Origin of the sequence: Amycolatopsis nivea (assembly GCF_004522235.1) — a bacterium.
Taxonomy (GTDB): Bacteria; Actinomycetota; Actinomycetes; order Mycobacteriales; family Pseudonocardiaceae; genus Amycolatopsis; species Amycolatopsis nivea.
Window position 1 is genome coordinate 52,703 of record NZ_SDLT01000038.1, and the last position, 19,065, is coordinate 71,767.

The 19,065-nt window shown below is 69.6% G+C and carries 25 protein-coding genes; 9 read left to right on the top strand and 16 right to left on the bottom strand.

Features of this window, described 5'->3' with window-relative positions; all coding sequences use genetic code 11:
* Positions 1 to 43: 43 nt before the first annotated feature.
* Positions 44 to 961, bottom strand: coding sequence for an XRE family transcriptional regulator (locus tag EIZ44_RS34350; RefSeq protein ID WP_134733326.1), 918 nt, complete (start codon positions 959 to 961; stop codon positions 44 to 46).
* An 84-nt stretch (positions 962 to 1,045) separates the two neighbouring features.
* Positions 1,046 to 2,107 (bottom strand): TetR/AcrR family transcriptional regulator, encoded by a 1,062-nt coding sequence (locus EIZ44_RS34355; protein ID WP_134733328.1) that lies wholly within the window; start codon positions 2,105 to 2,107, stop codon positions 1,046 to 1,048.
* Between the two features lie 88 nt (positions 2,108 to 2,195).
* On the opposite strand from EIZ44_RS34355, the gene EIZ44_RS34360 reads away from it, so the two are divergent.
* From EIZ44_RS34360 to EIZ44_RS34370, 3 genes are all read left to right on the top strand, one after another.
* Complete coding sequence (locus EIZ44_RS34360) at positions 2,196 to 3,341, top strand: cytochrome P450 (RefSeq protein WP_043833562.1); 1,146 nt, start codon at positions 2,196 to 2,198, stop codon at positions 3,339 to 3,341.
* A gap of 88 nt (positions 3,342 to 3,429) precedes the next feature.
* A complete protein-coding gene (locus tag EIZ44_RS34365) occupies positions 3,430 to 4,023 on the top strand; it encodes an HdeD family acid-resistance protein (RefSeq protein WP_134733330.1) in 594 nt (197 codons plus the stop codon).
* Between the two features lie 44 nt (positions 4,024 to 4,067).
* Positions 4,068 to 4,613, top strand: a complete 546-nt coding sequence (locus tag EIZ44_RS34370) for a DUF6069 family protein (protein WP_037818625.1) — start codon at positions 4,068 to 4,070, stop codon at positions 4,611 to 4,613.
* 1 nt (position 4,614) lies between these two features.
* On the opposite strand, the gene EIZ44_RS34375 is transcribed toward EIZ44_RS34370, so the two are convergent.
* The 4 genes from EIZ44_RS34375 to EIZ44_RS34385 form a co-directional block, all read right to left on the bottom strand.
* Complete coding sequence (locus tag EIZ44_RS34375) at positions 4,615 to 5,361, bottom strand: hypothetical protein (RefSeq protein ID WP_134733332.1); 747 nt, start codon at positions 5,359 to 5,361, stop codon at positions 4,615 to 4,617.
* Complete coding sequence (locus EIZ44_RS44945) at positions 5,358 to 5,522, bottom strand: hypothetical protein (protein ID WP_158714566.1); 165 nt, start codon at positions 5,520 to 5,522, stop codon at positions 5,358 to 5,360. Before EIZ44_RS44945 ends, EIZ44_RS34375 begins: the two co-directional genes overlap by 4 nt.
* 16 nt (positions 5,523 to 5,538) lie before the next feature.
* Entirely contained in the window at positions 5,539 to 5,895 is a 357-nt protein-coding gene (locus EIZ44_RS34380; protein ID WP_134733333.1) for an ArsR/SmtB family transcription factor, read from the bottom strand.
* A gap of 88 nt (positions 5,896 to 5,983) precedes the next feature.
* Entirely contained in the window at positions 5,984 to 6,835 is an 852-nt protein-coding gene (locus EIZ44_RS34385; protein ID WP_134733335.1) for an NAD(P)H-binding protein, read from the bottom strand.
* 88 nt (positions 6,836 to 6,923) lie between these two features.
* On the opposite strand from EIZ44_RS34385, the gene EIZ44_RS34390 reads away from it, so the two are divergent.
* Both EIZ44_RS34390 and EIZ44_RS34395 read left to right on the top strand, forming a co-directional pair.
* On the top strand, positions 6,924 to 7,331 hold the full coding sequence (locus EIZ44_RS34390; RefSeq protein ID WP_134663452.1) for a winged helix-turn-helix transcriptional regulator: 408 nt from the start codon (positions 6,924 to 6,926) through the stop codon (positions 7,329 to 7,331).
* A gap of 44 nt (positions 7,332 to 7,375) precedes the next feature.
* Positions 7,376 to 7,714, top strand: a complete 339-nt coding sequence (locus EIZ44_RS34395; RefSeq protein WP_205673396.1) for a hypothetical protein — start codon at positions 7,376 to 7,378, stop codon at positions 7,712 to 7,714.
* A gap of 110 nt (positions 7,715 to 7,824) precedes the next feature.
* Here the strand turns inward: EIZ44_RS34395 and EIZ44_RS34400 are convergent, their stop codons facing one another.
* On the bottom strand, positions 7,825 to 8,979 hold the full coding sequence (locus EIZ44_RS34400; RefSeq protein ID WP_134733337.1) for an acyl-CoA dehydrogenase family protein: 1,155 nt from the start codon (positions 8,977 to 8,979) through the stop codon (positions 7,825 to 7,827).
* 20 nt (positions 8,980 to 8,999) lie between these two features.
* Positions 9,000 to 9,851 carry a 3-hydroxybutyryl-CoA dehydrogenase gene (locus tag EIZ44_RS34405; RefSeq protein WP_205669953.1) on the bottom strand — a complete coding sequence of 284 codons (852 nt, stop codon included), beginning with the start codon at positions 9,849 to 9,851 and terminating at the stop codon, positions 9,000 to 9,002.
* Positions 9,852 to 9,991: 140 nt separating this feature from the next.
* On the opposite strand from EIZ44_RS34405, the gene EIZ44_RS34410 reads away from it, so the two are divergent.
* A complete protein-coding gene (locus EIZ44_RS34410) occupies positions 9,992 to 10,660 on the top strand; it encodes a TetR/AcrR family transcriptional regulator (protein WP_037818612.1) in 669 nt (222 codons plus the stop codon).
* A 120-nt stretch (positions 10,661 to 10,780) separates the two neighbouring features.
* Here the strand turns inward: EIZ44_RS34410 and EIZ44_RS34415 are convergent, their stop codons facing one another.
* The 4 genes from EIZ44_RS34415 to EIZ44_RS34430 form a co-directional block, all read right to left on the bottom strand.
* Positions 10,781 to 11,335: a YbaB/EbfC family nucleoid-associated protein gene (locus EIZ44_RS34415; protein ID WP_134733339.1), complete on the bottom strand. Its 555-nt coding sequence runs from the start codon at positions 11,333 to 11,335 to the stop codon at positions 10,781 to 10,783.
* Between the two features lies 1 nt (position 11,336).
* On the bottom strand, positions 11,337 to 12,383 hold the full coding sequence (locus EIZ44_RS34420; RefSeq protein ID WP_134733341.1) for a hypothetical protein: 1,047 nt from the start codon (positions 12,381 to 12,383) through the stop codon (positions 11,337 to 11,339).
* Position 12,384: 1 nt separating this feature from the next.
* Positions 12,385 to 12,762, bottom strand: a complete 378-nt coding sequence (locus EIZ44_RS34425; RefSeq protein WP_037818608.1) for a hypothetical protein — start codon at positions 12,760 to 12,762, stop codon at positions 12,385 to 12,387.
* Between the two features lie 120 nt (positions 12,763 to 12,882).
* Complete coding sequence (locus EIZ44_RS34430; protein WP_134733343.1) at positions 12,883 to 13,719, bottom strand: DUF1295 domain-containing protein; 837 nt, start codon at positions 13,717 to 13,719, stop codon at positions 12,883 to 12,885.
* A 51-nt stretch (positions 13,720 to 13,770) separates the two neighbouring features.
* Between EIZ44_RS34430 and EIZ44_RS34435 the strand changes: the two genes are divergently transcribed.
* The gene (locus EIZ44_RS34435; protein ID WP_134663457.1) at positions 13,771 to 14,277 is read left to right on the top strand and encodes an EXPERA domain-containing protein; all 507 of its coding nucleotides are present in this window, start codon (positions 13,771 to 13,773) and stop codon (positions 14,275 to 14,277) included.
* Here EIZ44_RS34435 and EIZ44_RS34440 read toward each other — a convergent pair.
* From EIZ44_RS34440 to EIZ44_RS34450, 3 genes are read right to left on the bottom strand one after another with little or no spacing between them, the layout of a single operon-like run.
* A complete protein-coding gene (locus EIZ44_RS34440; RefSeq protein WP_134733345.1) occupies positions 14,261 to 15,760 on the bottom strand; it encodes an MFS transporter in 1,500 nt (499 codons plus the stop codon). The genes EIZ44_RS34435 and EIZ44_RS34440 overlap by 17 nt on opposite strands.
* 58 nt (positions 15,761 to 15,818) lie before the next feature.
* Positions 15,819 to 16,187, bottom strand: a complete 369-nt coding sequence (locus EIZ44_RS34445) for a VOC family protein (protein ID WP_134733347.1) — start codon at positions 16,185 to 16,187, stop codon at positions 15,819 to 15,821.
* A gap of 19 nt (positions 16,188 to 16,206) precedes the next feature.
* The gene (locus EIZ44_RS34450) at positions 16,207 to 16,746 is read right to left on the bottom strand and encodes a dihydrofolate reductase family protein (RefSeq protein WP_134733349.1); all 540 of its coding nucleotides are present in this window, start codon (positions 16,744 to 16,746) and stop codon (positions 16,207 to 16,209) included.
* 100 nt (positions 16,747 to 16,846) lie between these two features.
* Here EIZ44_RS34450 and EIZ44_RS34455 point away from each other — a divergent pair, with 100 nt between their 5' ends.
* Positions 16,847 to 17,218, top strand: a complete 372-nt coding sequence (locus EIZ44_RS34455; protein WP_037818702.1) for a YciI family protein — start codon at positions 16,847 to 16,849, stop codon at positions 17,216 to 17,218.
* Positions 17,215 to 18,423 (top strand): RNA polymerase sigma factor, encoded by a 1,209-nt coding sequence (locus EIZ44_RS34460; RefSeq protein ID WP_134733390.1) that lies wholly within the window; start codon positions 17,215 to 17,217, stop codon positions 18,421 to 18,423. Before EIZ44_RS34455 ends, EIZ44_RS34460 begins: the two co-directional genes overlap by 4 nt.
* Here EIZ44_RS34460 and EIZ44_RS34465 read toward each other — a convergent pair.
* Positions 18,420 to 18,971, bottom strand: coding sequence for a M15 family metallopeptidase domain-containing protein (locus EIZ44_RS34465; RefSeq protein WP_134733351.1), 552 nt, complete (start codon positions 18,969 to 18,971; stop codon positions 18,420 to 18,422). The genes EIZ44_RS34460 and EIZ44_RS34465 overlap by 4 nt on opposite strands.
* Positions 18,972 to 19,065 lie beyond the last annotated feature (94 nt).

Below are 19,065 nucleotides of genomic sequence, written 5' to 3' on the forward strand. Positions count from 1 at the left end.
GGGTGAGCAGGGGCTTGACCGGCGGTTCCCGGAAAACCGCCGGTCAAGCCCATTCCCAGGACAGGCCCGCGATGCCCGGCCGGACGTCGGTCAGCACCAGGTGCGCGGTCCGGGAGGCCCCGATCCACAGCGGCGGACCGGGCCGCCGCGGCGCCTGCACGCTGTTCTGGCGGAACGGCACGCAGGTGGCGGGCGGGGCCCCGGCGAACTCCGCCTGCAGCAGGTACTGCCGCACCGGGCGGGTGAACCGGTGGTGGTAGAAGGTCAGTTCCGGGCCGGGCGGGTAGACCGCGGTGTACTCGAGCACGCTGCGCTCGCCCGTCGCGAGCCGCTGGTCCAGCAGCAGTTCGCAGACCGTCGCCCCGGCTTCCGCGTCGACCCGGACCCGGCCGGGACGGCAGTACCGGACCTCGGCGGGCAGCGCCGGAGCGGACTGTTCGGCCCACAGGAACACCACGCACCGGTCGACCCGGTCCGCGGTGGCCTCCACGACCAGCCGGGTGTGCACTGTGGTCAGCCGCCGGTGCTCGTCCACCCGCAGGTGCTCGTGCACGTCGAGGCGGCGCACCAGGTTGTCCGGCGGCAGGTCCAGCTCCGCCAGCAGCGGCCGGTGGCCCGGCCACAGCCGTTTGCGGTCGATGGCCCCCGGTTCCGCCGCCGCTCCCCTGCCCCGCGGCCGGGGCGGGCCGAGCAGCGCGACCAGCGATTCCGGCGGCAGGCCGAGCACCGCCTCCAGCGCCCGCACCGCACGCAGCGATTCGACCCGTTCCGGACGGCTGCGGCCGTGGCGCCAATAGCTCAGCGCCGCCCGGCTGACCCGCACTCCTCGCCCGGCGAGCCGCTGCCGGACCTGTTCGAGACTCAGCCCCCGGACGTTCAGCGCGTGGTCGAGGACCTGCGCGAACGTGCCGTGCCGCAGCAGGCTGCGCAACTGCCGGTCCACCGGAGCGATCTCGGCCATCGCCGCCCCCCTTCGGCCGATCTTCGCTCCACTATCTGCCGCGCCGCCTGCCCTGTCCACCGACGTCGGAAGGGTTTGCGCGGCTTACCGGGTTTCCGCGGGGACGGTGCTCGTCGCGGCGGCGTGGCAGGCGCCGAAGCCTTCCGCCCGCAGCAGAATCTGTCCATTGTGGACCCTGATCGCGGTCTCGGTCGCGTCGCTGACCGCCGAAACCCCGGCCGCGGCGGCCACCGCGCCGGTCTCGTCCACGATCACTCGGACGTCCGGCCACGCCGGCCCCGGGCAGGACCGCTTCAGCAAGCCGCGCAGATCCGCCAGCACGAGAGCGGTCAACGGCACCAGCTCTCCCGGCTGACCGGTCACCACGACGAGCGTGACGTCCTTGGCCGCGCGCAAGGCTTCTTCCACCGCGGACAGCCGGTGCAGCCCGATCACCGCGACCACTCCGTCGCCGTCGATGCGGACCGGACGCTCGCGCAGGGCGTCGAAAACCTCCGGCGGGGCCCAGGTTTCCCCGGCCGCTTTCGCTTGCGGCACGATCGGCGGTTCCGGCCAGGTGTCGGCAAGTCCCAGCGCGGGCAACGCTTCGCACGCGCGCACGACGTTGAACGGCTCTCCGAAACCGGGTGCCGCCGCGGCGAGCTGACTCGCTCCGTGCAGCATCGTCAGCGCCGCTTCCGCTACCCGCACCAGCCGTCCGGACGACGGCGAAAGCCGCTCCAGCACCAGGCCGAGCACGATCGCGTCGAACCGCAGCAGCTGCGCGTACGGCCGGTGGGTGAGTTCGTCGGCGAGGATTTCCGGCAGCAGGTCGACGCCGAGCCGCGCGTCCGGATCGGTGGCGAGCGGCAGCCGCGCGACCCACGCGCGGGCGAACGCGCCGAGCGCCTCGGCGGGGGTCAGGCCCGGGTCCGGTTCCGGCGGCTGGGCGGCGAACCGCTCCGCTTCGGCGGCGAGCACGGCGAAGTAGAGCGCGCGTTTGCCGGGGAAGTTGGAGTAGACCGCGCCCCGGGTCAGCTCGGCGCGCTCGGCGATCACGTCGATCTTGGCGTCGCGGAACCCGCGCTCAGTGAACTCCTCGCGGGCGGCGGCCAGCACTTTCGCCCGGTTGCGCTCCTGCGTCTGCGCCCTGGTGAGCCGCGCCATCGTGAGTCCTCCCGGTCCGCTTGCTTGCCAAGATACCGCCACCATTCATATGATGAGATCATCTGAATTGCCCATCTGGAGGTCTTCCTTGTCCCCCGCGCTCCCCGTTCCCGAACTCGACCTGACCGATCCGGCCGTCACGAGCGACCCGTTCACCGCCTACGGCGCCGCCAGGGAGCAGGGCCCGCTGGCCAAGCTGACCGGCCCCGGCTTCCCGCCGATGTGGGTCCTCACGCGGCACGCCGAGGCCCGCGCGATGCTCACCGACCAGCGGTTCGCCTTGAGCGAGGCCAGCTATCAGCGTCCGGACGTGCCCGAGCACTGCCGTCCTTACCTGCGGACCATGCAGGAAATGGAAGGGGCCGAACACGCCCGGCTGCGCCGTCTCGCGACGCCCGCGTTCGCCGCCCGCCGCGCGCTGGATTTCCGCCCGGAGATCGAGAAAATCGTCGCCCGCTACCTCGACGCACTGCCCGCGGACGGCCCGGTCGACCTGCTGGCCGAGTTCGCCCGGCCGCTGCCGATGGAGGTCATCTGCGCGATGGTCGGCGTCCCGGAAGCCGAACGGCCGCGCTGGCACGAATACGGCGCGGCGGTCGTGCAGGTGTCCGGCGAGGGGTTCGCCGCCGCCGTGCCCGGGATCATCGACAGCTCGCGGACGCTGGTCGCGCATCCGGACAGCGCGATGCTGGCGCATCTGACGAGCGCGGGCCTGACCGAAACGGAAGCCGTCGCGCTGGTCTGGCAGCTCGTGCTGGCCGGGCAGACCCCGGCCAATTTCATCGCCAACGCGGTGGAAACCCTGCTGTCGCACCCGGATCAGCTCGAAACGCTGCGCCGGGAACCGGAACTGTGGCCGGGCGCGGTCGAGGAATTGATGCGCTGGTGCGGTTCGCAGCTGCTGACAATTCCCCGGCGGGCGACCGAGGACCTGGAATTGCACGGCGTGCGGATCCGCCAGGGCGAGCCGGTCACCGCGTCGATCGCCGCGGCGAACCGGGACCCGCGCGTCTTCGCCGACCCGGACCGCTTCGACGTCCGCCGCTCGGCAGGCGCGCACCTCGGTTTCGCGCACGGGCCGCATTTCTGCCTCGGCGCGTCGTTCGCGAGGGTGCAGGCGGAGGTGGCGCTGACCGCGCTGCTGGACCGGTTCGCCGGGTTGCGTGTCCTCGAGGCGAAGCGGGTACCCGACCCCGGGACGTGGCGGCTCGCCGGATTGACCGTCGCCTGGTAGCGCCCTCGATCGGGTGAGGTCCCGGCGGCGCTGCCCTGGTCCGGCTACCGTTTCGCCAGGTCGGCAGCACACCTCCGGGAGGCCCTCGATGTCCACGCCCATTCCGCCCGTCCTCGGCTTCGCGGTCCTCGACCCGCGGCGCGCGTGGCCGCTCGTGCTCACGCGCGGGATCCTGGGCGTCCTGTTCGGCGTGCTGGCGCTCGTGTGGCCGGGCATCACCGTGCTGGCGCTGGCTTTCCTGTTCGGGATCTACGTGCTGATCGACGCGGTCGGCGCGATCATGCAGGCATTCCGGCCGGGAGACGGCACGCACCGGATCGCGTACGCGCTGCTCGGCGTGCTGGGCCTGGTCGCCGGAATCATGACGCTGGTGTGGCCCGGGGTGACCGTGCTGGTGCTGGCGACGCTCGTCGGGGCGTGGGCGGTGGTCACCGGGATCATGGAGATCGTCGCCGCGATCCGCTTGCGCAAGCAGATCACCGGCGAGGCGTTCCTGATCGTGGCGGGCGCGCTTTCGGTGATCGCCGGGGTGCTCGTGCTGTTCCACCCGATCGCGGGCGCGTTCGGCGTCGCGCTGCTGATCGGGATTTACGCGGTGATTTACGGGGTAACCCTGGTGGTCCTGTCGTTCCGGCTGCGCTCGCTGGCGAAATCCGCCGATCCGGCGGAACAGCCTCGGTAGGGCGACAATCGGAGCGACCGCATGTGCGAGGGAAGGACCGCCCGATGGTTCAGCAGTACCCCGGCAATTACGGGGAGGACACCCGGCCAGGCATCGACGCAGCGAGGTTGTGGGCAGGCGGCGTGGCCACGGCGGTGGTCGCGGCCCTCGTTGCGGTAGTGGGCCTGCTGATCGCGCGAGGCATCTTCGACGTGCCGGTCCTGGCCCCGAAGGGCGACGGCCTGTGGGGCAAAGCGAGCACGCCGACGTACGCGATCTCCGCCGCGGCGGTCGCCCTGCTGGCGACTGGCCTGATGCACCTGCTGAGCGTGGCGACCCCGGCGCCGGGCCAGTTTTTCGGCTGGATCATGGTGCTGGTGACAGCCATCGCGGTGGTCCTGCCGCTCACCCTGACGGTGGGATTGGAAGCGAAAATCGCGACGGCAGCGATCAACCTGGTGATCGGGCTGGTGATCGCCTCACTGGTGAGCAGCATGGCGGCGAGTGCCCGGACGTTGCATCGGCGGAAGCGGAACAGCCGGGCGGAGCAGCAGCCGCCTCCGCCTACGCGGCAGTGGCCGGAGGGGCCGACTACGTATTACGACCGCTGAGCTAACGCTTCCGAGGCGGCCGAACCGCCTCCGCGATCGCGTCCAGCACCCGGGTCGCCAAATCCGGGTCCGACAGTTCCGGCAGTGGCTGATCCACCGGCGCGAGCGTCGTCAACGCGTGCGCGCAGGCCCGGTGCACGTCCACCGGATCAGACCCGGCCAACCCCCGCCGCAGTGCCGCGAACAATCCCGGCAGCGGCAGCAAGAGCGCACTCCGTTCCGGCGGCGCCAGCGCGGAGCCCTCGAACTCCCCCACCGCATCGACCACCACAGTCGCGTTCCTGGCGACTTCCCGCAGCGGAAAACCGGCCGCGTCGTCGCGTCGCCAAGCCACCACATCGCCGACTCCGGACGCCACCAGCAGCGGCACCAGCAACGGCATCGCGTCCGAACCGGCCACGACCACCTTCGCGTCGAACGGCGCGACCTGCAGCCGTCGCGACCGGATCAGCACCGCTGCGGTCAGCACGATCGCGGCGGCTTCCTCCTCGGTGACGACCGGCAGCGTCAAGGTCAGTTCTCGTTGTGCTGCACGGGCTTTCGCCGGTTCCACTCCAGTCAGATACACCACCGCGACCTCGTCCGGCAGCGAGCGCAAGGCCGCCGCCAGCTCCGCCGCGTCGCGCGAACGCACGGTGAACGCCGACGTCGGGACACCGGTGTGCTCCTGGATCGCCCGTGCGTCCGCCTGCAGCCGTGACGGCCCGTCCTCCCCGACGATCGCCAGCCCGGGACGCGTCCAGCTCATCGACCGGACTCGCCGAGGTCGACGTCGTTCTGCTGCGCGATCTCCCGCAGTTCGGCCAGCCGCTCGCGATGGCCCTCCGCCTCGTCCTCGCCGGCGTGCTCCAGCGCCTGCTGCGCCGCCGCGATCCCCCGCTTCAGTTCCCGCACGAATTCGCTCGTCACATCGCCTCCGTTGGTCTCAGCCGCGCGGGGCACGCGAACTGTCCGCGTGCGCGGTGCGCAGGTCGTCGAGCAGTTCGACCTGGCCCGACAGGACGCCGGTCAGGATCTCGCGCGCGACCGCCAGCAGTTCCGCGACCTGCGGGCTGATCAGCGAGTAGTAGACGCTCGACCCTTCCTTGCGCGTGGTGACCAGCCCCATCCGCCGCAGCACCGCGAGCTGCTGCGACAGGTTCGCCGGCTCGATCCCGACCTCCGGCAGCATCTCCGCGACCGCGTGCTCGCGCTGAGACAACAGCTCCAGCACCCGGATCCGCGCCGGATGGCCGAGCGTCTTGAAGAACTCGGCTTTCAGCTGGTAGAGCGGTCTGCTCACGGGTGCCGCCTTCGGTCCGGGTCCGCCCTCTCGACCGGACGGGTTCAGCAATTGCGAATATTAGCAATTGCTGAACCCGCGGGGTCTGTCAGCTTCCCTCCGGAGCGAACTCAGCCGCGTGATCGGCCACCCACTGGGCGAAAGTCCGCGCCGGAACCCCGGTGACGTCCTCGACCGTCGTCGTCGGCCGGTCGGGTTCGCTGCCAGCCAAGCGGGCAAACGCGTCGAGCATGGCGTCCGCGTACTTCGCCGGAATCCGCTGGAGAAGAAGTTCGCGCGCAACCTCCCGCGGCACCTCCTCCCAGCGAGTCTCCCGGCCGATCACCTCGCCGATCACCCGGACCTGCTCAGCCTGCGTGAGCGCAGCGGGCCCAGTCAGGTCGTACTTCGCCCCAACATGCCCTTCGGAAGTCAGCGCAGTCACCGCGACCGCCGCCATATCGGCTTCGTGGATGAGCGTGGAGTACACCGAACCGTAAGCCCCGCGCACGACGCCGTCCTCGCGAATTTGCGATGCCCAGCCAAGGGTGTTGGTCGCGAACCCGTGCGGTTGAAGGAACGTCCACTCCAGACTGGTCCGCTCGATCGCCTTCTCCACCGCACGATGAACCTGACTGATCGCGTCATCCGAGTCCCCGCGCGCCGCGGCCGACGAGAGCAGCACCAGCCGACGAGCACTGCCCGCGATCGTGTCCGCGATCGCCTCGGCCGGGTCGCCGGAAATCAACGGCCACATCAAGAAGACCGAGCCCACCCCTCGCAACGCAGCTCGCAGACTGTCCAAATCAGACAGATCACCGGGAACGACTTCAACGCCGGCAGGCAGATCGGCCTTCTCCGGCCGCCGAGCCAGCGCACGCACCGGAAGACCGCGCTCGGCCAACTGGACGGCCACCTGACGGCCGACGTTGCCGGTAGCGCCGATCACCAAAACAGTCACGGGTCGTACCTCCTTGTGTCGCAGTGAAGCTCACCGTAGGTTCTGGGCTAACTTTTGGTAAGGACGCACCGTGGGGTAAGCTCCGGACATGGGAGTAGGCACCGAGGCAGGACGCCGCACCGCCCCGGACCCGGGTGACGCGTTCAACAGCGACTGCCCCGGCCGGACGGTGCTCGACCACGTGTGCAGCCGCTGGGGCACGCTGATCCTGCTGTCCTTGCGCGATCGCCCGGCGCGCTTCTACGAACTGCGCGACACGATCGGCGGGATCAGCGAGAAGATGCTGTCGCAGAACCTGCGCACCCTCACCCGCGACGGGTTGATCCATCGCGAGGTGGAGCCCGCTACGCCGCCCAAGGTGACGTACTCGCTCACGGAGCTTGGGCAGGAACTGGCGACGCCGCTGGAGGGCCTGCTGGAGTGGGTCCGCGTGCGGGCGGTGGATGTGGTGAAGGCGCAGCGAAGGCATGATCGGCAGCACAAGCCTTCGACCTGACTGCGTGCTCGCTGCGGCAGTGCTGGCTCAGTAGGATCTGCGGTGTGACAGCTGCATCGGGGAAACGGCCGAAACCCATCGCTCAGTGCCAGGACGTGCACGAGGTTCTCGACGAGATCCGGCTTCGCCCGGGAATGTGGCTTCGGCAGCGTTCTCTGCAGGACTTGCAGAGCATCCTCTTCGGTTACAGCGTCGCCCTGGACGTGCACGGATGCGATGAGGAGTTCGCACTGGGGCCTGCCGGCCCGTTCGCGCAATGGATCGAGGCTCGCTACGGCTGGCCGATGGCCGCGGGATGGGCGGTCGCCATCGAAGGGCACGCCGAGGGCGAGGAGCCGCTAAACGTGTTCTTCCGGCTCCTCGACGAGTACCAGACCCGCTGAACTCCGTGAGCGCGCTCGACGCGGTGTTCAGACGGCCTGGCTGCTCTGACGGCCCGCAAGAGACCTGATCATGAGCAGCCAGACCCGTCCGAACTACCGGGTCGGAAACGTCAGCCCTTCAGCAACTGCCGAGCCATCACCAGACGCTGGATCTGGTTCGTGCCCTCGTAAATCTGCGTGATCTTCGCGTCCCGCATCATGCGTTCCAGCGGGAAGTCGCGCGTGTAGCCGTACCCGCCCAGCAGCTGGACCGCGTCCGTTGTCACGCTCATCGCCACGTCCGACGCGTGACACTTGGCCGCCGCGCCGAAGAACGACAGGTCGTCGTCGCCTCGTTCGGACTTCGCGGCCGCGGTGTACACCATCTGGCGCGCCGTCTCGACTGCCATCGCCATGTCCGCCAGCATGAACTGGATGCCCTGGAAATCCGCGATGTGCTTGCCGAACTGCTTGCGCTCCTTGACATATCCCAGCGCGTGGTCCAGCGCGCCCTGCGCGATGCCGACGGCCTGCGCAGCGATCGTCACGCGGGTGTGGTCCAGCGTCTTCAGGGCGATCTTCAGGCCCTGACCCGGCTCGCCGACCATGCGGTCGCCCGGGATGCGGACCTGGTCGAACAGCAGTTCACGCGTCGGCGAGCCCTTGATGCCCAGTTTCTTTTCCTTGGCACCGAAGGAGAACCCCGGGTCGGACTTCTCGACCACGAAGGCGCTCACGTTGGCGCCGCGGCGGCCGTCGGGGTCGGTTACCGCCAGGACCGTGTAGTACTCGGAGAAGCCCGCGTTGGTGATCCACGACTTCTGTCCATTGAGGATCCAGTCGTCGCCGGAAGGGGTGGCGCGGCAACGCATCGAGGCGGTGTCCGAGCCTGCGTCGCGTTCGGACAGTCCATACGAGAATCCCGCTTCGCCCGAAGCCAGCGGGGCCAGGTACTTCGCCTTGACGTCCTCGTTCGCGGCCAGGATCAGCGGCAGGCTGCCGAGTTTGTTCACCGCGGGGATGAGCGAGGACGAAGCGCACACGCGCGCCACTTCCTCGATCACGATGCAGGTGGCCAGCGCGTCGGCACCGGCGCCGCCGTACTGCTCCGGCACGTGCGGGGCGTGGAAGTCCGACGCGACCAGTGCGTCGTAGGACGCCTTGGGGAATTCTTCGCGCTCGTCGGCCTCCGCGGCGTGCGGGGCGATCTGCTCTTCGGCGACCGCGCGCACGGCTTCGCGGATCGCTTCGTGGTCTTCGTTGATTTTGAACAGGTCGAAGCTCATCGGGTTCTCCTCGCCGGAACTCAGTAGGTGTAGAAGCCGCGGCCGGTCTTGCGGCCAAGCAGGCCGGCGTCGACCATGCGGGCCAGCAGCGGCGGCGGCGCGTACAGCGGCTCCTTGAACTCCTCGTACAGCGATTCCGCGACCGCCTTCGTGGTGTCCAGTCCGATCAGGTCGGCCAGCGCGAGCGGGCCCTGCGGGTGCGCGGCGCCGCGCACGAGGCCCTCGTCGATGGCTTCCTTCGTCGCGAAGCCGGACTCCAGCATGCGCACCGCGGCGAGGATGAACGGGATCAGCAGCGCGTTCACCACGAATCCGGCGCGGTCCTGGCACAGGATCGCGTGCTTGCCGAGGGTCTCCTCGGCGAACTTCCGCGCGCGGTCGGTGGTCTCGTCGCCGGTGAGCAGGCTCGGCACCAGCTCGACCAGCGGCAGCACCGGGACCGGGTTGAAGAAGTGGATGCCGAGCACCTGCGCCGGGCGCTCCGTCGCGGTGCCGAGCTTCATGATCGGGATCGACGACGTGTTGGAGGCCAGCACCGCGTCCGGCGCGGCGACGATCTTGTCCAGCTTCGCGAACAGCTCCGCCTTGACCGCCTCGTTCTCGACGATCGCCTCGACGACGAGCGTGCGGTCGGCCAGGTCGTCGAGGTCCTCGGTGATCCGGATCCGGTCCAGCACCTCGGCCGCGGACGCGATCTTCCCCTTGCGCTCGGCCCGCCCCAGCGACGCCTCCAGCCGCGCCCGGCCCGCGTCGGCGGCCGCCCGGCTCGATTCGACCGCCACGACGTCCAGCCCGGCCCGGGCGCACACCTCGGCGATCCCCGCCCCCATCTGGCCGCAGCCGACCACGCCGACGAGCTCCACGTGCCTCACCCATCCCTCCGGTACTTGGTTTCATGATAACGGTACTCAGTACCGGCGAGTAGGCGAGAGCGGGGTGGCCCACCTCACCCTGCTCCCGCGCGGCCGCGTCCGATTAGGCTGGCCGCAGCGTGCGTGCGAAAGGTGGCCCGATGCCCGAGAAACCGGCCAAGCAACGGCTGACCGAGGCCGCGTTCGCGCTGTTCGAGGAACGCGGCTACGACCAGACGACGGTGGACGACATCACCGACCGCGCGGGCGTGGGGCGCAGCACGTTCTTCCGTGCGTTCCGGTCCAAAGAGGACGTGATCTTCCCCGACCACGAGGTGCTGCTGAGCGCGATCGAGGCCCGGCTGGCCGGATCCGACCCGCGCACGGCGATCGTCGCGGTCACCGAAGCCGCGCGACTGGTGCTGCGGCATTACGTCGCGGAAGGCGACCTCGCGCTGGCGCGCTACCGGCTCACCCGCAGCGTGCCCGCACTGCGCGCGCGGGAAATCGCGGGCACGCGGCAGTATCAACGGCTGTTCCAGGAATTCGTCCACCGCTGGATGGGCGGCGGCGAAGAAACCGCGCTGCGCGCCGAACTCATGGCGGCCGCGGTGGTGACGGCGCACAACCACGTCCTTCGGCGATGGCTGCGCGGACAGGCTGCGGACCCGGAGGCGGCCTTCGACGCCGCGATGGCGGACACGGTCGCGCTGTTCGGCAATACTGGTGAGACGGAGACGACGGTGGTCGCTTTCCGGACGGGCAAAGACCTTTCCGCGGTGCTGCCGGGGTTGCGCAAGCTGCTCGGTGACGAGGGCACGCTCGGCTGAACGGCTACCGCGCCTGGTCGCTCACAAGCAGCGTTGGATGCCGCGATGGCGACACCGGCGATACGGAGACGACGGTGGTCGTCTCCGTATCGGCAAAGACCTTTTCATCGGACTGCTCGGCTACCAGGCCTCGTCGAACCGCACGCCAGCCTCGTACCAATCCTCGTCGCTCACCGGGCGCTCCGGTTCCGCGGAACGTTCGGGGTCGGAGGTGCGGTTGCGGAGGTAGTCGCCCTCGCCCTGCACAGCCGAAGCGGCCGCCGGGTTCCGGGAGACCGCGGGCTTCTCCGGCGCGGCAACGGGTTTCGGCTCGGCAGGCGCGGGAGACGGCCTCGGCTCGGCGGGCGGAGCGGGTCGCCGGGGAGCCGGAGTCGCGGGCGCGGCTTCGGGGGTGAACCCGGCCCGCCACTTCAGGCGGTCCATCACGTATCCGCGGGTGCCGAGCGGAGCCAGCAGCGCCGCCGTGCGGTTCGCCGATTCCCGTTGCGCTTCGGCGTACGTGCGCAGAACCAGCGCGGCCAGCTCGTCCGGCGGCAGATTCCGTACTGTGCCGGACAGTTTCAGTCCCGTGAGGACACCGTCGGTGTTGACCGTGGCGGTGACCGCGTTGCCGGGCGAGGACGCCTCGACCGACAACGCGGACAGAGCCTGGATCAGTTCTTCCGGACTGGGCACGTCAGTCCATCGCGGACGGCGACAGCGGCTGCGACACCGAACCGTCCGGCGCGATGTCGACGTTCCGGTCCCGGATCCGCTTTTCGGTGCCCTTCGGGGTATTCGAGGTCTCGAAGTTGGCCGGGTCGAACGAATCGCCGGGGCTGACGTCGGGCGGGTTCGGCACCGGCGGCAGGTTGACCGACTTCTCGTGGATCTTGTCCGCCAGCCTGCCCGCCGATTCCTGCATGTGCGAACGGATCTTGTCCACGCCGCTGAGGAAGCTTTGGAAGATGTCGTCCGCGTTGTCGCCCTCGACCTTCGCCGAGGCCTGCGCCGTCACCTCGGTGAGCCCGGCGCCCGCACCCGCGACCGCGGCCTGCGCGCCGACCGCGCTCATCGACAGCCCGCCCGCCGCGGCCACGGCTCCGCCCGGGGTGGCGACCACGGCGAGCATCCCGACCAGAGCGCCGGTGAACGCCACCGCCGCCACCTTGGACCAGGAGATTTCGCCTTCCTTGGCCTTCTCCTTCTGGTACTTCTCGGCGGTTTCCCGGAACGTCAGCGCGAGCGAGCTGAGGTCGTCCCGCGCGGCCCACACGCCGTCACGGGCGGCGACGATGTCGCTCTCCACGACCGTGATCTCCGCAGCGAGCGCTTCGTAGGCCTCCGACAGCCGGTCGAGGTAGGTCTTGACGTCCTCGGCCGCGTTGCCGCGCCACGAGCCCAGCAGTTCCTTCGCCCGGCGCAGTTCGGTGATCGACCCGCGGCTGAGGTTCTTCCACACCGGCTCGTACGAGTTGATCATCGACTGCAAGCCGCCGCCGGTGTCCTTGAGGTCGGCCTCGGAGAACTCCCGGAAGACCTCGGTGACCTTGTCCTGGTACGACTCGTACAGCTCTTTGATCGCGGAGAACTTGAAGAACTCCGCGTAGCGCAGGAATTCCAGCCCGTCGAGCGCGTCGTTGGCGCCCTTGTGCAGATCCTCGCTGATGCCTTCGAGCAGTTCCGCGCGCGGACGCCCGTCCGAGCCGCCGCTGAGCCCGAAGTAGTCTTCCTGCTCGCTCACGTCAGCGCACCTCTCCGCCCGCGCGCCGCACCGCGGACTGCGCCTCGGCGTCCGACGCCTCGTACAGCTCCGCCACGCGCTTGAGCGCTTCGCTCGCCTGGTGCGTCGTGTAGGCCAGCTTCGCGAGCGCTTCCTCAACCTTCGCGCGGTGGTTCTCGTACGCCGCCGCGATCTTGGGCATGCCGAGCGATCCGCCGAACGCGGTGGTCGGGCCGCCGCCGAACAGGTCGATCGAGCCGATGATGGCGGCCGGGCCGACCGCGTCGGGCAGGTCCAGCCTGCGCACTCCGCCGCGCGCGGTCTCCGCCGCGTCCCCGGCGTTCGCGACGAACCCGCTCGCCTTGCGCAGGTCGTCGAGGTCGGTTTCGAAACCGATCATGAAACTACCCCCAGTCGTGTGAACCGTGACCCTACCGGGCGAACGGTATCCCTTCCGACTCATCGGACACCGGGGAGGTTCACGGCATTCCCGTGAGGGCGGTCACACCGCGGGCCGGACTCAGTCCGAAGTGGACCCGACGGCGCTTCCGCGGCGGTCGGCCCGGCGCGGGAACCACGGCACGATCGGCGAGACTCGCCGCTGGTAGTCCGCGTACTCGGGGTAGCGGCCGAGGGTGATGCTCTCGGTGAAGATCGTCGAGCCGATGAACAGCGCCGTGAGCAGGACCGCACCGGCGATCGTCCAGGTGACCGCGCCGGCCGCCGAGACGCCGATCAGGAACACCAGCCACCACTGCGCTTGCTCGAAGAAGAAGTTGGGGTGCCGGGAAAACCGGAAGAGCCCGGTCTGCGCGAACCGCGGTTCGGGAGTGCGCCCGGCGGCGGTCTCGCGCTTCTTCCACTGGTGGAAGTTCCATTGCTGCTGGTCCGCGATCGTCTCGCCGGCCAGGCACGCGAGGAACGCGACGGCCAGCACGATGTCGGCGGTGCCCAGCGGAGCCTGGTGGTCGAGCGCGGTCCACGCGGGAAGCGTGATGAGCAGCAGAATCATGTTCTGGTAGAGCGTGATGAAGAAGAGGTTGAACAGCTGAAACTGCCACGGAGCCATCCGGCCGCGCAACACTGCCCAGCGGTAGTCCTCGCCACCGGGCGCGTAGCCGCCCTTGCGGCCGTAGTTGAACGTGAGCCGCGCGCCCCAGAGGAACACGAGCGCGAACAGCAGGTTCAGGCGCGCGTCCGCGAACCCCGCGTGCCCGGCGAAGATGCCGACGTAGGCCACCGGGACGACCGACCAGATCCGGTCCACCCAGGAGTACTCCCTGGTGAGCACCGACAGCAGCCAGCAGCCGGCGCACACTCCCGCGAACACCCAGAGGCACACCTGGAACGCGTTCATGACCGCGACTGTACTGCCGAAATCGCCGCTGCGACGCCCTACAATCCGCCGATGGGCACCACGACGGCGAACCTGCCCCTGCGCGAGCGCAAGATCGACATTTTCTTCGCCGTGATCTTCTCGGCGTTCACGGTGACGTCGCTGATCAGCGACCTGCTGCCGACGGTCGGCGTCGACTTCTCGCGGCCGACCGGCAACTTCTTCGTCGACTCCAACTACTGGTACGCCCACGACGCCGACCCGCTCTTCATGCACCCGCCGGACTGGATGCGGATCGTCACCGGCCTGTCGGCGTTCGTATACCTCCCGTTCTACGTCGTGCTCGTCTGGTGCCTCGTCGCGGGCCGCAACGGGATCCAGCTGTTCGCGGTGGTCTACGCGACGATGATCGTCACGCTCACCGGGATCGTCGTGTTCGGCGTCGAGTTCTTCGGCGACCCGGCGACGCGCACCGGCAACCCGGCCAAGTTCCTCGCGTTCAACCTCCCCTACGTGCTGGTTCCGTTGCTGCTGCTGGTGCGGATGCGCCGTCCGCTGCCGTTCACGCGGCGGTTCTGACCGCTGCGGCCTTCCGAAGCACCCGTTGTCGACGGCTCGTATAAGCCGCGACCGAACCGCACAGCAGCGCCAGGAGCGCGACCGAAACCAGTACCTCCGACACCGATCTCACCAGCAGCGAAAGCACCAACGGGCCAGCCAGTCCGCCGAGCCGGTTGAAGAACGACACCGACCCCGCGACTCGCCCGCGCAAGCCGTCGTCGGCCACATCGGCGGCGACTGGCAGGAACACCGCCGCCATCGTGTTGACGCCTAGCAAGGCGACCGTCAGCACCGCAGCCGACAGCCACGGCGCGGCTACCGCCCATCCCGAGACCGCGAGCGCCAACAGCAATATCGCGACGCAGACGGCCAGCCGCACCGTGACGCCGGTGGGGCCGAAGCGGCGGTAGCCGAGGACCAGCAGTCCCGCGCACAGCACCATCGCCACCGCAGACCCGGTCAGCAGGGCGTTCGCCGTGGTCAGCGAGAGGCCGCCGACGCGGGACAGGGTAGGAACCCAGGTGGTCAGGCCGAACGTGGTCAAGCCGATCGAGAAGGCGAACACCCATTGCAGGCGGGTCGTGAGCGTGTTCCGGGCCAGCCAGTTGTCCTCCGCCGCGGCGGGCGCGCGGATGCTCCGCTGATCCGGGATGACGGCTGCCGCGGCGGCCAGCAGCAGTCCGGTCGGCGCGCCGATGAGCCACAGCACCCGCCAGCCGAAGACGGGCTCCAGCCACAACGCGGAACCGGACGCGACCAGGTAGCCGATCGCGGTCGCGAGGATCGACAGGCCGGTGACCGCCGCTCCCCTGCCCGGCCCCGGGAAGAGGTCGCTGAGCACCGTGATCAGCATCGGAGCCAGCCCGCCGACGGCGATGCCCATCAGGAAGCACATCACCACGTTGCCGCCGAAATCCGGCATGGTGCCGCACATGCTCGTGGCGGTGAACCCGAGCGTGGCGAGCAGATAACAAGCTCGGCGGCCGATGCGCTCGGCCAGCCTGCTGCACAGCAACGCGCCCAGCGCGGTGCCGGACAGCCCGCTCACCGCCAGCAGCGACGCGGTCGAGGCGTCGATGCCGTATTCCGTGCGCAGGCCGGGGATGACGAACCCCAGCGTCGACGTCTTGCTGATGTCGATCGTGAGCGCGGCGGTGGCGACCACCGCGATCGTCCGCCTTCCCCGGACCGTTTGCGGAGGCCGGACAGCCGGGACCGCTGGGACCGCGCCCGGCCGCGTCCGGCCGAGGACGAGCGCGGCTCCCAGCGCGAGGAGCAAGGCCGCGCCGGCGACGAACATTTCCGGCATGTCGGCCAGCGCCATGCCGTGCAGCCGCCGGTCGGCTGTCGAACCCGGTGGACCCATCGAGTCCATCGAGTCCATTCCGGGCATCGTGAAAGCCCGGAAAAAGCCCATCGCCGAAGCGGCCACGACCACCGCCGCCGCCAGCGCGAGCACTCCCCGCCAGCTCGTGCGAGCCGGCCCCGAAACTGTCGTCATGCCTCCAACTTCTCATCCGGGCGCGCGTTCCGGCATCTTCAGTTTTGCGGTCCTGTCCTCAGTTTTCTTGAAGCACCGAAAGAATATTCCGCGCCGGATCGCGGAACCACGCGATCAGTGGTCCACCGAGCCGGAAAATGCCTTTTTCGTCGACGCCATCGAACGGTTCGAAGGAAACCCCGGCCGCACCGAGGTCCGCGACCGCCTGGTCGATGTCGTCCACCGGGAAGTTGAGAATCGTGTACTCAGCCGGAACATGCTTGTTGCCCTTCGGGTAGACGAGGACTTCACGCCCTTCGGCGAGACGCAGCCGCAGCATCCCCCAGTTTTCAGTGACCTCGATGCCGAGCGTCTCGGCGTAGAACTTCCGCGCGGCCGGGATGTCGTCGACGGAGAAACCGCTGAATGCCTTGCTGGTGTCGAACATTTTTCCTCCTGGATAATTGTCAGTGCCGAGGGCGGTAAGTCACGCAGAGGACGCCATTGCCGAACGTCCGGGAAGCGACGAGTTCGAGGTCAGCCCGGGAAGAAGCCGTCGAGAACAGCCGCTCGCCCGAACCGAGCACGATCGGGTGGATCAGCAGGTTCAGCTCGTCGAGCAAGCCCGTCAGCAGCAGCGACCGCACGAGCCGAGGGCTGCCGGGAATGTGGATGTTCTTGCCCGGCTTGCTCTTCAGCGCGGTCAACTCGGCCGCCACATCAGGGCCGAGCAACGTCGAACCGCTCCACGCAACTTCCGTGAGCGTGCTCGACACGACGTACTTCGGGGTGTTGTTCAGGAACGCGGCCATCGGCGACGAGTCGCCCAGCGCGGGCCACATCCGGGCGAAGTCCGCGTAGGTGTTCCGGCCGAGCAGCACGGCGTCCGATTCGGCGATGCCGGCGCGGATCGCCTCGTCCGCCTCGTGGTTCAGCATCATCCACTCCGGCGGCGACTCGGTCACCCCGTCCAGCGACACCGACAGTCCGGCCACGATCTTCCGCACGGCTATGCTCCTTCTTCAGCTGACCTGGACACGGGGGACGTCGGAGCCGGAATCCGCGAGGCGACAACCGGCGGCGAAAAAGTTTTCGGAGGGGGCCGTCGTGCGGTACCTGATCATGATCCACAGCAACCCGCGGTTCCGGGCGCTTTGGGAGGAGTTCTCGGACGAGCAGAAGGCCGCGTTCGGCCGGAGCCACCTCGCGCTCGACCGGGCGCTCGAGGAGTCCGGCGAGCTGGTGCTCAGCGACGGGCTGGCCGATCCCGCCGAAGCCAAGTGCGTCACCGTGCAGGACGGCAAGGCGGTGGCGAGCGACGGGCCGTTCGCCGAGGTCAAGGAGCATCTGGTCGGCTTCTACCTGGTCGAATGCGAGAGCATGGAGCGGGCGCTGGAGCACGCCGCGCGGGTGCCGGACGCGCTGTACGGCAAGGTCGAGGTACGGCCGATCCGCAACGTGAAAGAGCTGGATCTCTGACTCCCCCGGCCGGTTTCGAACAGCTCCTGCGCGACCTCGCGCCGCAGGTGCTCACCGCCGTCTGCCGCCGGTTCGGCGATTTCACGCTTTGCGAGGACGCGGTGCAGGAGGCGCTGCTGTCCGCCGCGGTGAAATGGCCGGAGCAGGGCCTGCCGGACAACCCCAAGAGCTGGCTGATCACCGCGGCCGCGCGCCGGCGCATCGACATCGAGCGCAGCGAGTCCGCCCGACGGCAGCGCGAGCAGACGGTCGCCGCGCTGGCGGTGCCGCAACCGGAACTGGCCCCGGCCGACGACGACACGCTGACCCTGCTGATGCTGTGCTGTCACCCCGAACTCGCCAAGCCGTCGCAGCTCGCGTTGACGCTGCGCGCGGTCGGCGGCCTCACCACCGCGGAGATCGGCCGGGCGCTGCTGGTTCCGGAGAAAACCGTGAGCCAGCGGATCAACCGGGCGAAGAAACGGCTCAGCGGGGCCCGGTTCCGGATGCCGCCGCCGGGCGAACGGGCCGAGCGGATGGCCGCGGTGCTGCAGGTGCTGTACCTGATCTTCACCGAGGGGCACACCGCCAGTTCCGGGACCGCCGTCAACCGGGTCGAGCTGACCGCGGAGGCGATCCGGCTGACCCGGCAGCTGCACGCGCAGGCCCCCGATGACGGCGAGGTCGCCGGGCTGCTCGCGCTCATGCTGCTCAGCGACGCCCGGCGCCCCGCGCGGACCCAGTCGGACGGTGCCGCCGTGCCGCTGGCCGAGCAGGACCGCACCCGCTGGGACGCCGCCGCGATCGCCGAAGGGCTCGACCTGATCGGGAAAACCCTGGTCACCGCCCAGCTCGGGCCGTATCAGCTCGAGGCCGCGATCGCCGCCGTGCACGCCGAGGCGGCGCGCGCCGAGGACACCGACTGGCCGCAGATCCTCGCCCTCTACGACCTGCTGCTCGCCCTCGCGCCGAGTCCGGTCGCGGCACTGAACCGGATCGTCCCGGTCGCGATGGTCCACGGTGCCCGCGAAGGGTTGCGGCAGCTGGACGAGATCGCCGGACTGGACGAACACCACCGCGTCGACGTCGTGCGCGCGCACCTGCTCGACCTGGCGGGCGAACCCGAGCAAGCTCGGGGATATTACCGTTCCGCGGCACGGAAAACGCTCAGCGTTCCCGAGCGAAGATACCTGGAATCCCGTGCCGCGCCCGGGAAATCGCCCTAGCTTGCGGCCCGCGCCATCGATGACGGACGCAGCGCGCCCGGGTCCGGCAACCGCATCGGCACGGTGTCCGCGTGGTACTCGAAGTGCCACCATTCGTTGTCGTAGCGGCGATACAGCCGGTACTCCGCCCCATGCCGCTCCAGCCACGCCGCTCCTTCGGTCGGGCGTACGTCGAGCGCTGTGCCCCGGACGTGTGCCGACTCGTGCGGTGGCAGCACTCGACGCCGGGCCGAGGCGACGGAGCCGGTGCGGTGTACCTCTTCCGCGAACAGCCGGTGCTGGTGGGCGGCGTCGCGGTGGCCCGAGGTGAGGCCGATGAGCTGGTGGTCCCGCCAGAACGCCTCGGCGCGCGCCGCGGTGAACGCCGCGCGGGCCGGTTCGCTCAAGCCTGCCAGGTCCTCGGCCGGGTAGCGCATCGCGAGTGCCCACTGGCAGGCCAGGTAGCGGCCGCGGCCGGGCGAACGCAGGAACGCGGCTGGGAGCAGCGTCAGCGCCAGAAGGCGGGTGACGGCCGCGAGGACCCGGGGCCGGCAAAGCGACTCGATCATGAGGTCCACTTTCGGGCCCCAGTGTGCGCGCACTGCGCTCGGAGTTTGACAGCTCTGTAACAGTTCGCCGCGGCGGCGCTGTTACCGAACGATG

Bases quoted from the DNA above. Each gene is read 5' to 3' on its own strand.
- EIZ44_RS34350 (WP_134733326.1), bottom strand. From the start codon at position 961: ATGGCCGAGATCGCTCCGGTGGACCGGCAGTTGCGCAGCCTGCTGCGG.
- EIZ44_RS34355 (WP_134733328.1), bottom strand. From the start codon at position 2,107: ATGGCGCGGCTCACCAGGGCGCAGACGCAGGAGCGCAACCGGGCGAAA.
- EIZ44_RS34365 (WP_134733330.1), top strand. From the start codon at position 3,430: ATGTCCACGCCCATTCCGCCCGTCCTCGGCTTCGCGGTCCTCGACCCG.
- EIZ44_RS34370 (WP_037818625.1), top strand. From the start codon at position 4,068: ATGGTTCAGCAGTACCCCGGCAATTACGGGGAGGACACCCGGCCAGGC.
- EIZ44_RS34375 (WP_134733332.1), bottom strand. From the start codon at position 5,361: ATGAGCTGGACGCGTCCCGGGCTGGCGATCGTCGGGGAGGACGGGCCG.
- EIZ44_RS34390 (WP_134663452.1), top strand. From the start codon at position 6,924: ATGGGAGTAGGCACCGAGGCAGGACGCCGCACCGCCCCGGACCCGGGT.
- EIZ44_RS34400 (WP_134733337.1), bottom strand. From the start codon at position 8,979: ATGAGCTTCGACCTGTTCAAAATCAACGAAGACCACGAAGCGATCCGC.
- EIZ44_RS34410 (WP_037818612.1), top strand. From the start codon at position 9,992: ATGCCCGAGAAACCGGCCAAGCAACGGCTGACCGAGGCCGCGTTCGCG.
- EIZ44_RS34425 (WP_037818608.1), bottom strand. From the start codon at position 12,762: ATGATCGGTTTCGAAACCGACCTCGACGACCTGCGCAAGGCGAGCGGG.
- EIZ44_RS34430 (WP_134733343.1), bottom strand. From the start codon at position 13,719: ATGAACGCGTTCCAGGTGTGCCTCTGGGTGTTCGCGGGAGTGTGCGCC.
- EIZ44_RS34435 (WP_134663457.1), top strand. From the start codon at position 13,771: ATGGGCACCACGACGGCGAACCTGCCCCTGCGCGAGCGCAAGATCGAC.
- EIZ44_RS34440 (WP_134733345.1), bottom strand. From the start codon at position 15,760: ATGACGACAGTTTCGGGGCCGGCTCGCACGAGCTGGCGGGGAGTGCTC.
- EIZ44_RS34445 (WP_134733347.1), bottom strand. From the start codon at position 16,187: ATGTTCGACACCAGCAAGGCATTCAGCGGTTTCTCCGTCGACGACATC.
- EIZ44_RS34465 (WP_134733351.1), bottom strand. From the start codon at position 18,971: ATGATCGAGTCGCTTTGCCGGCCCCGGGTCCTCGCGGCCGTCACCCGC.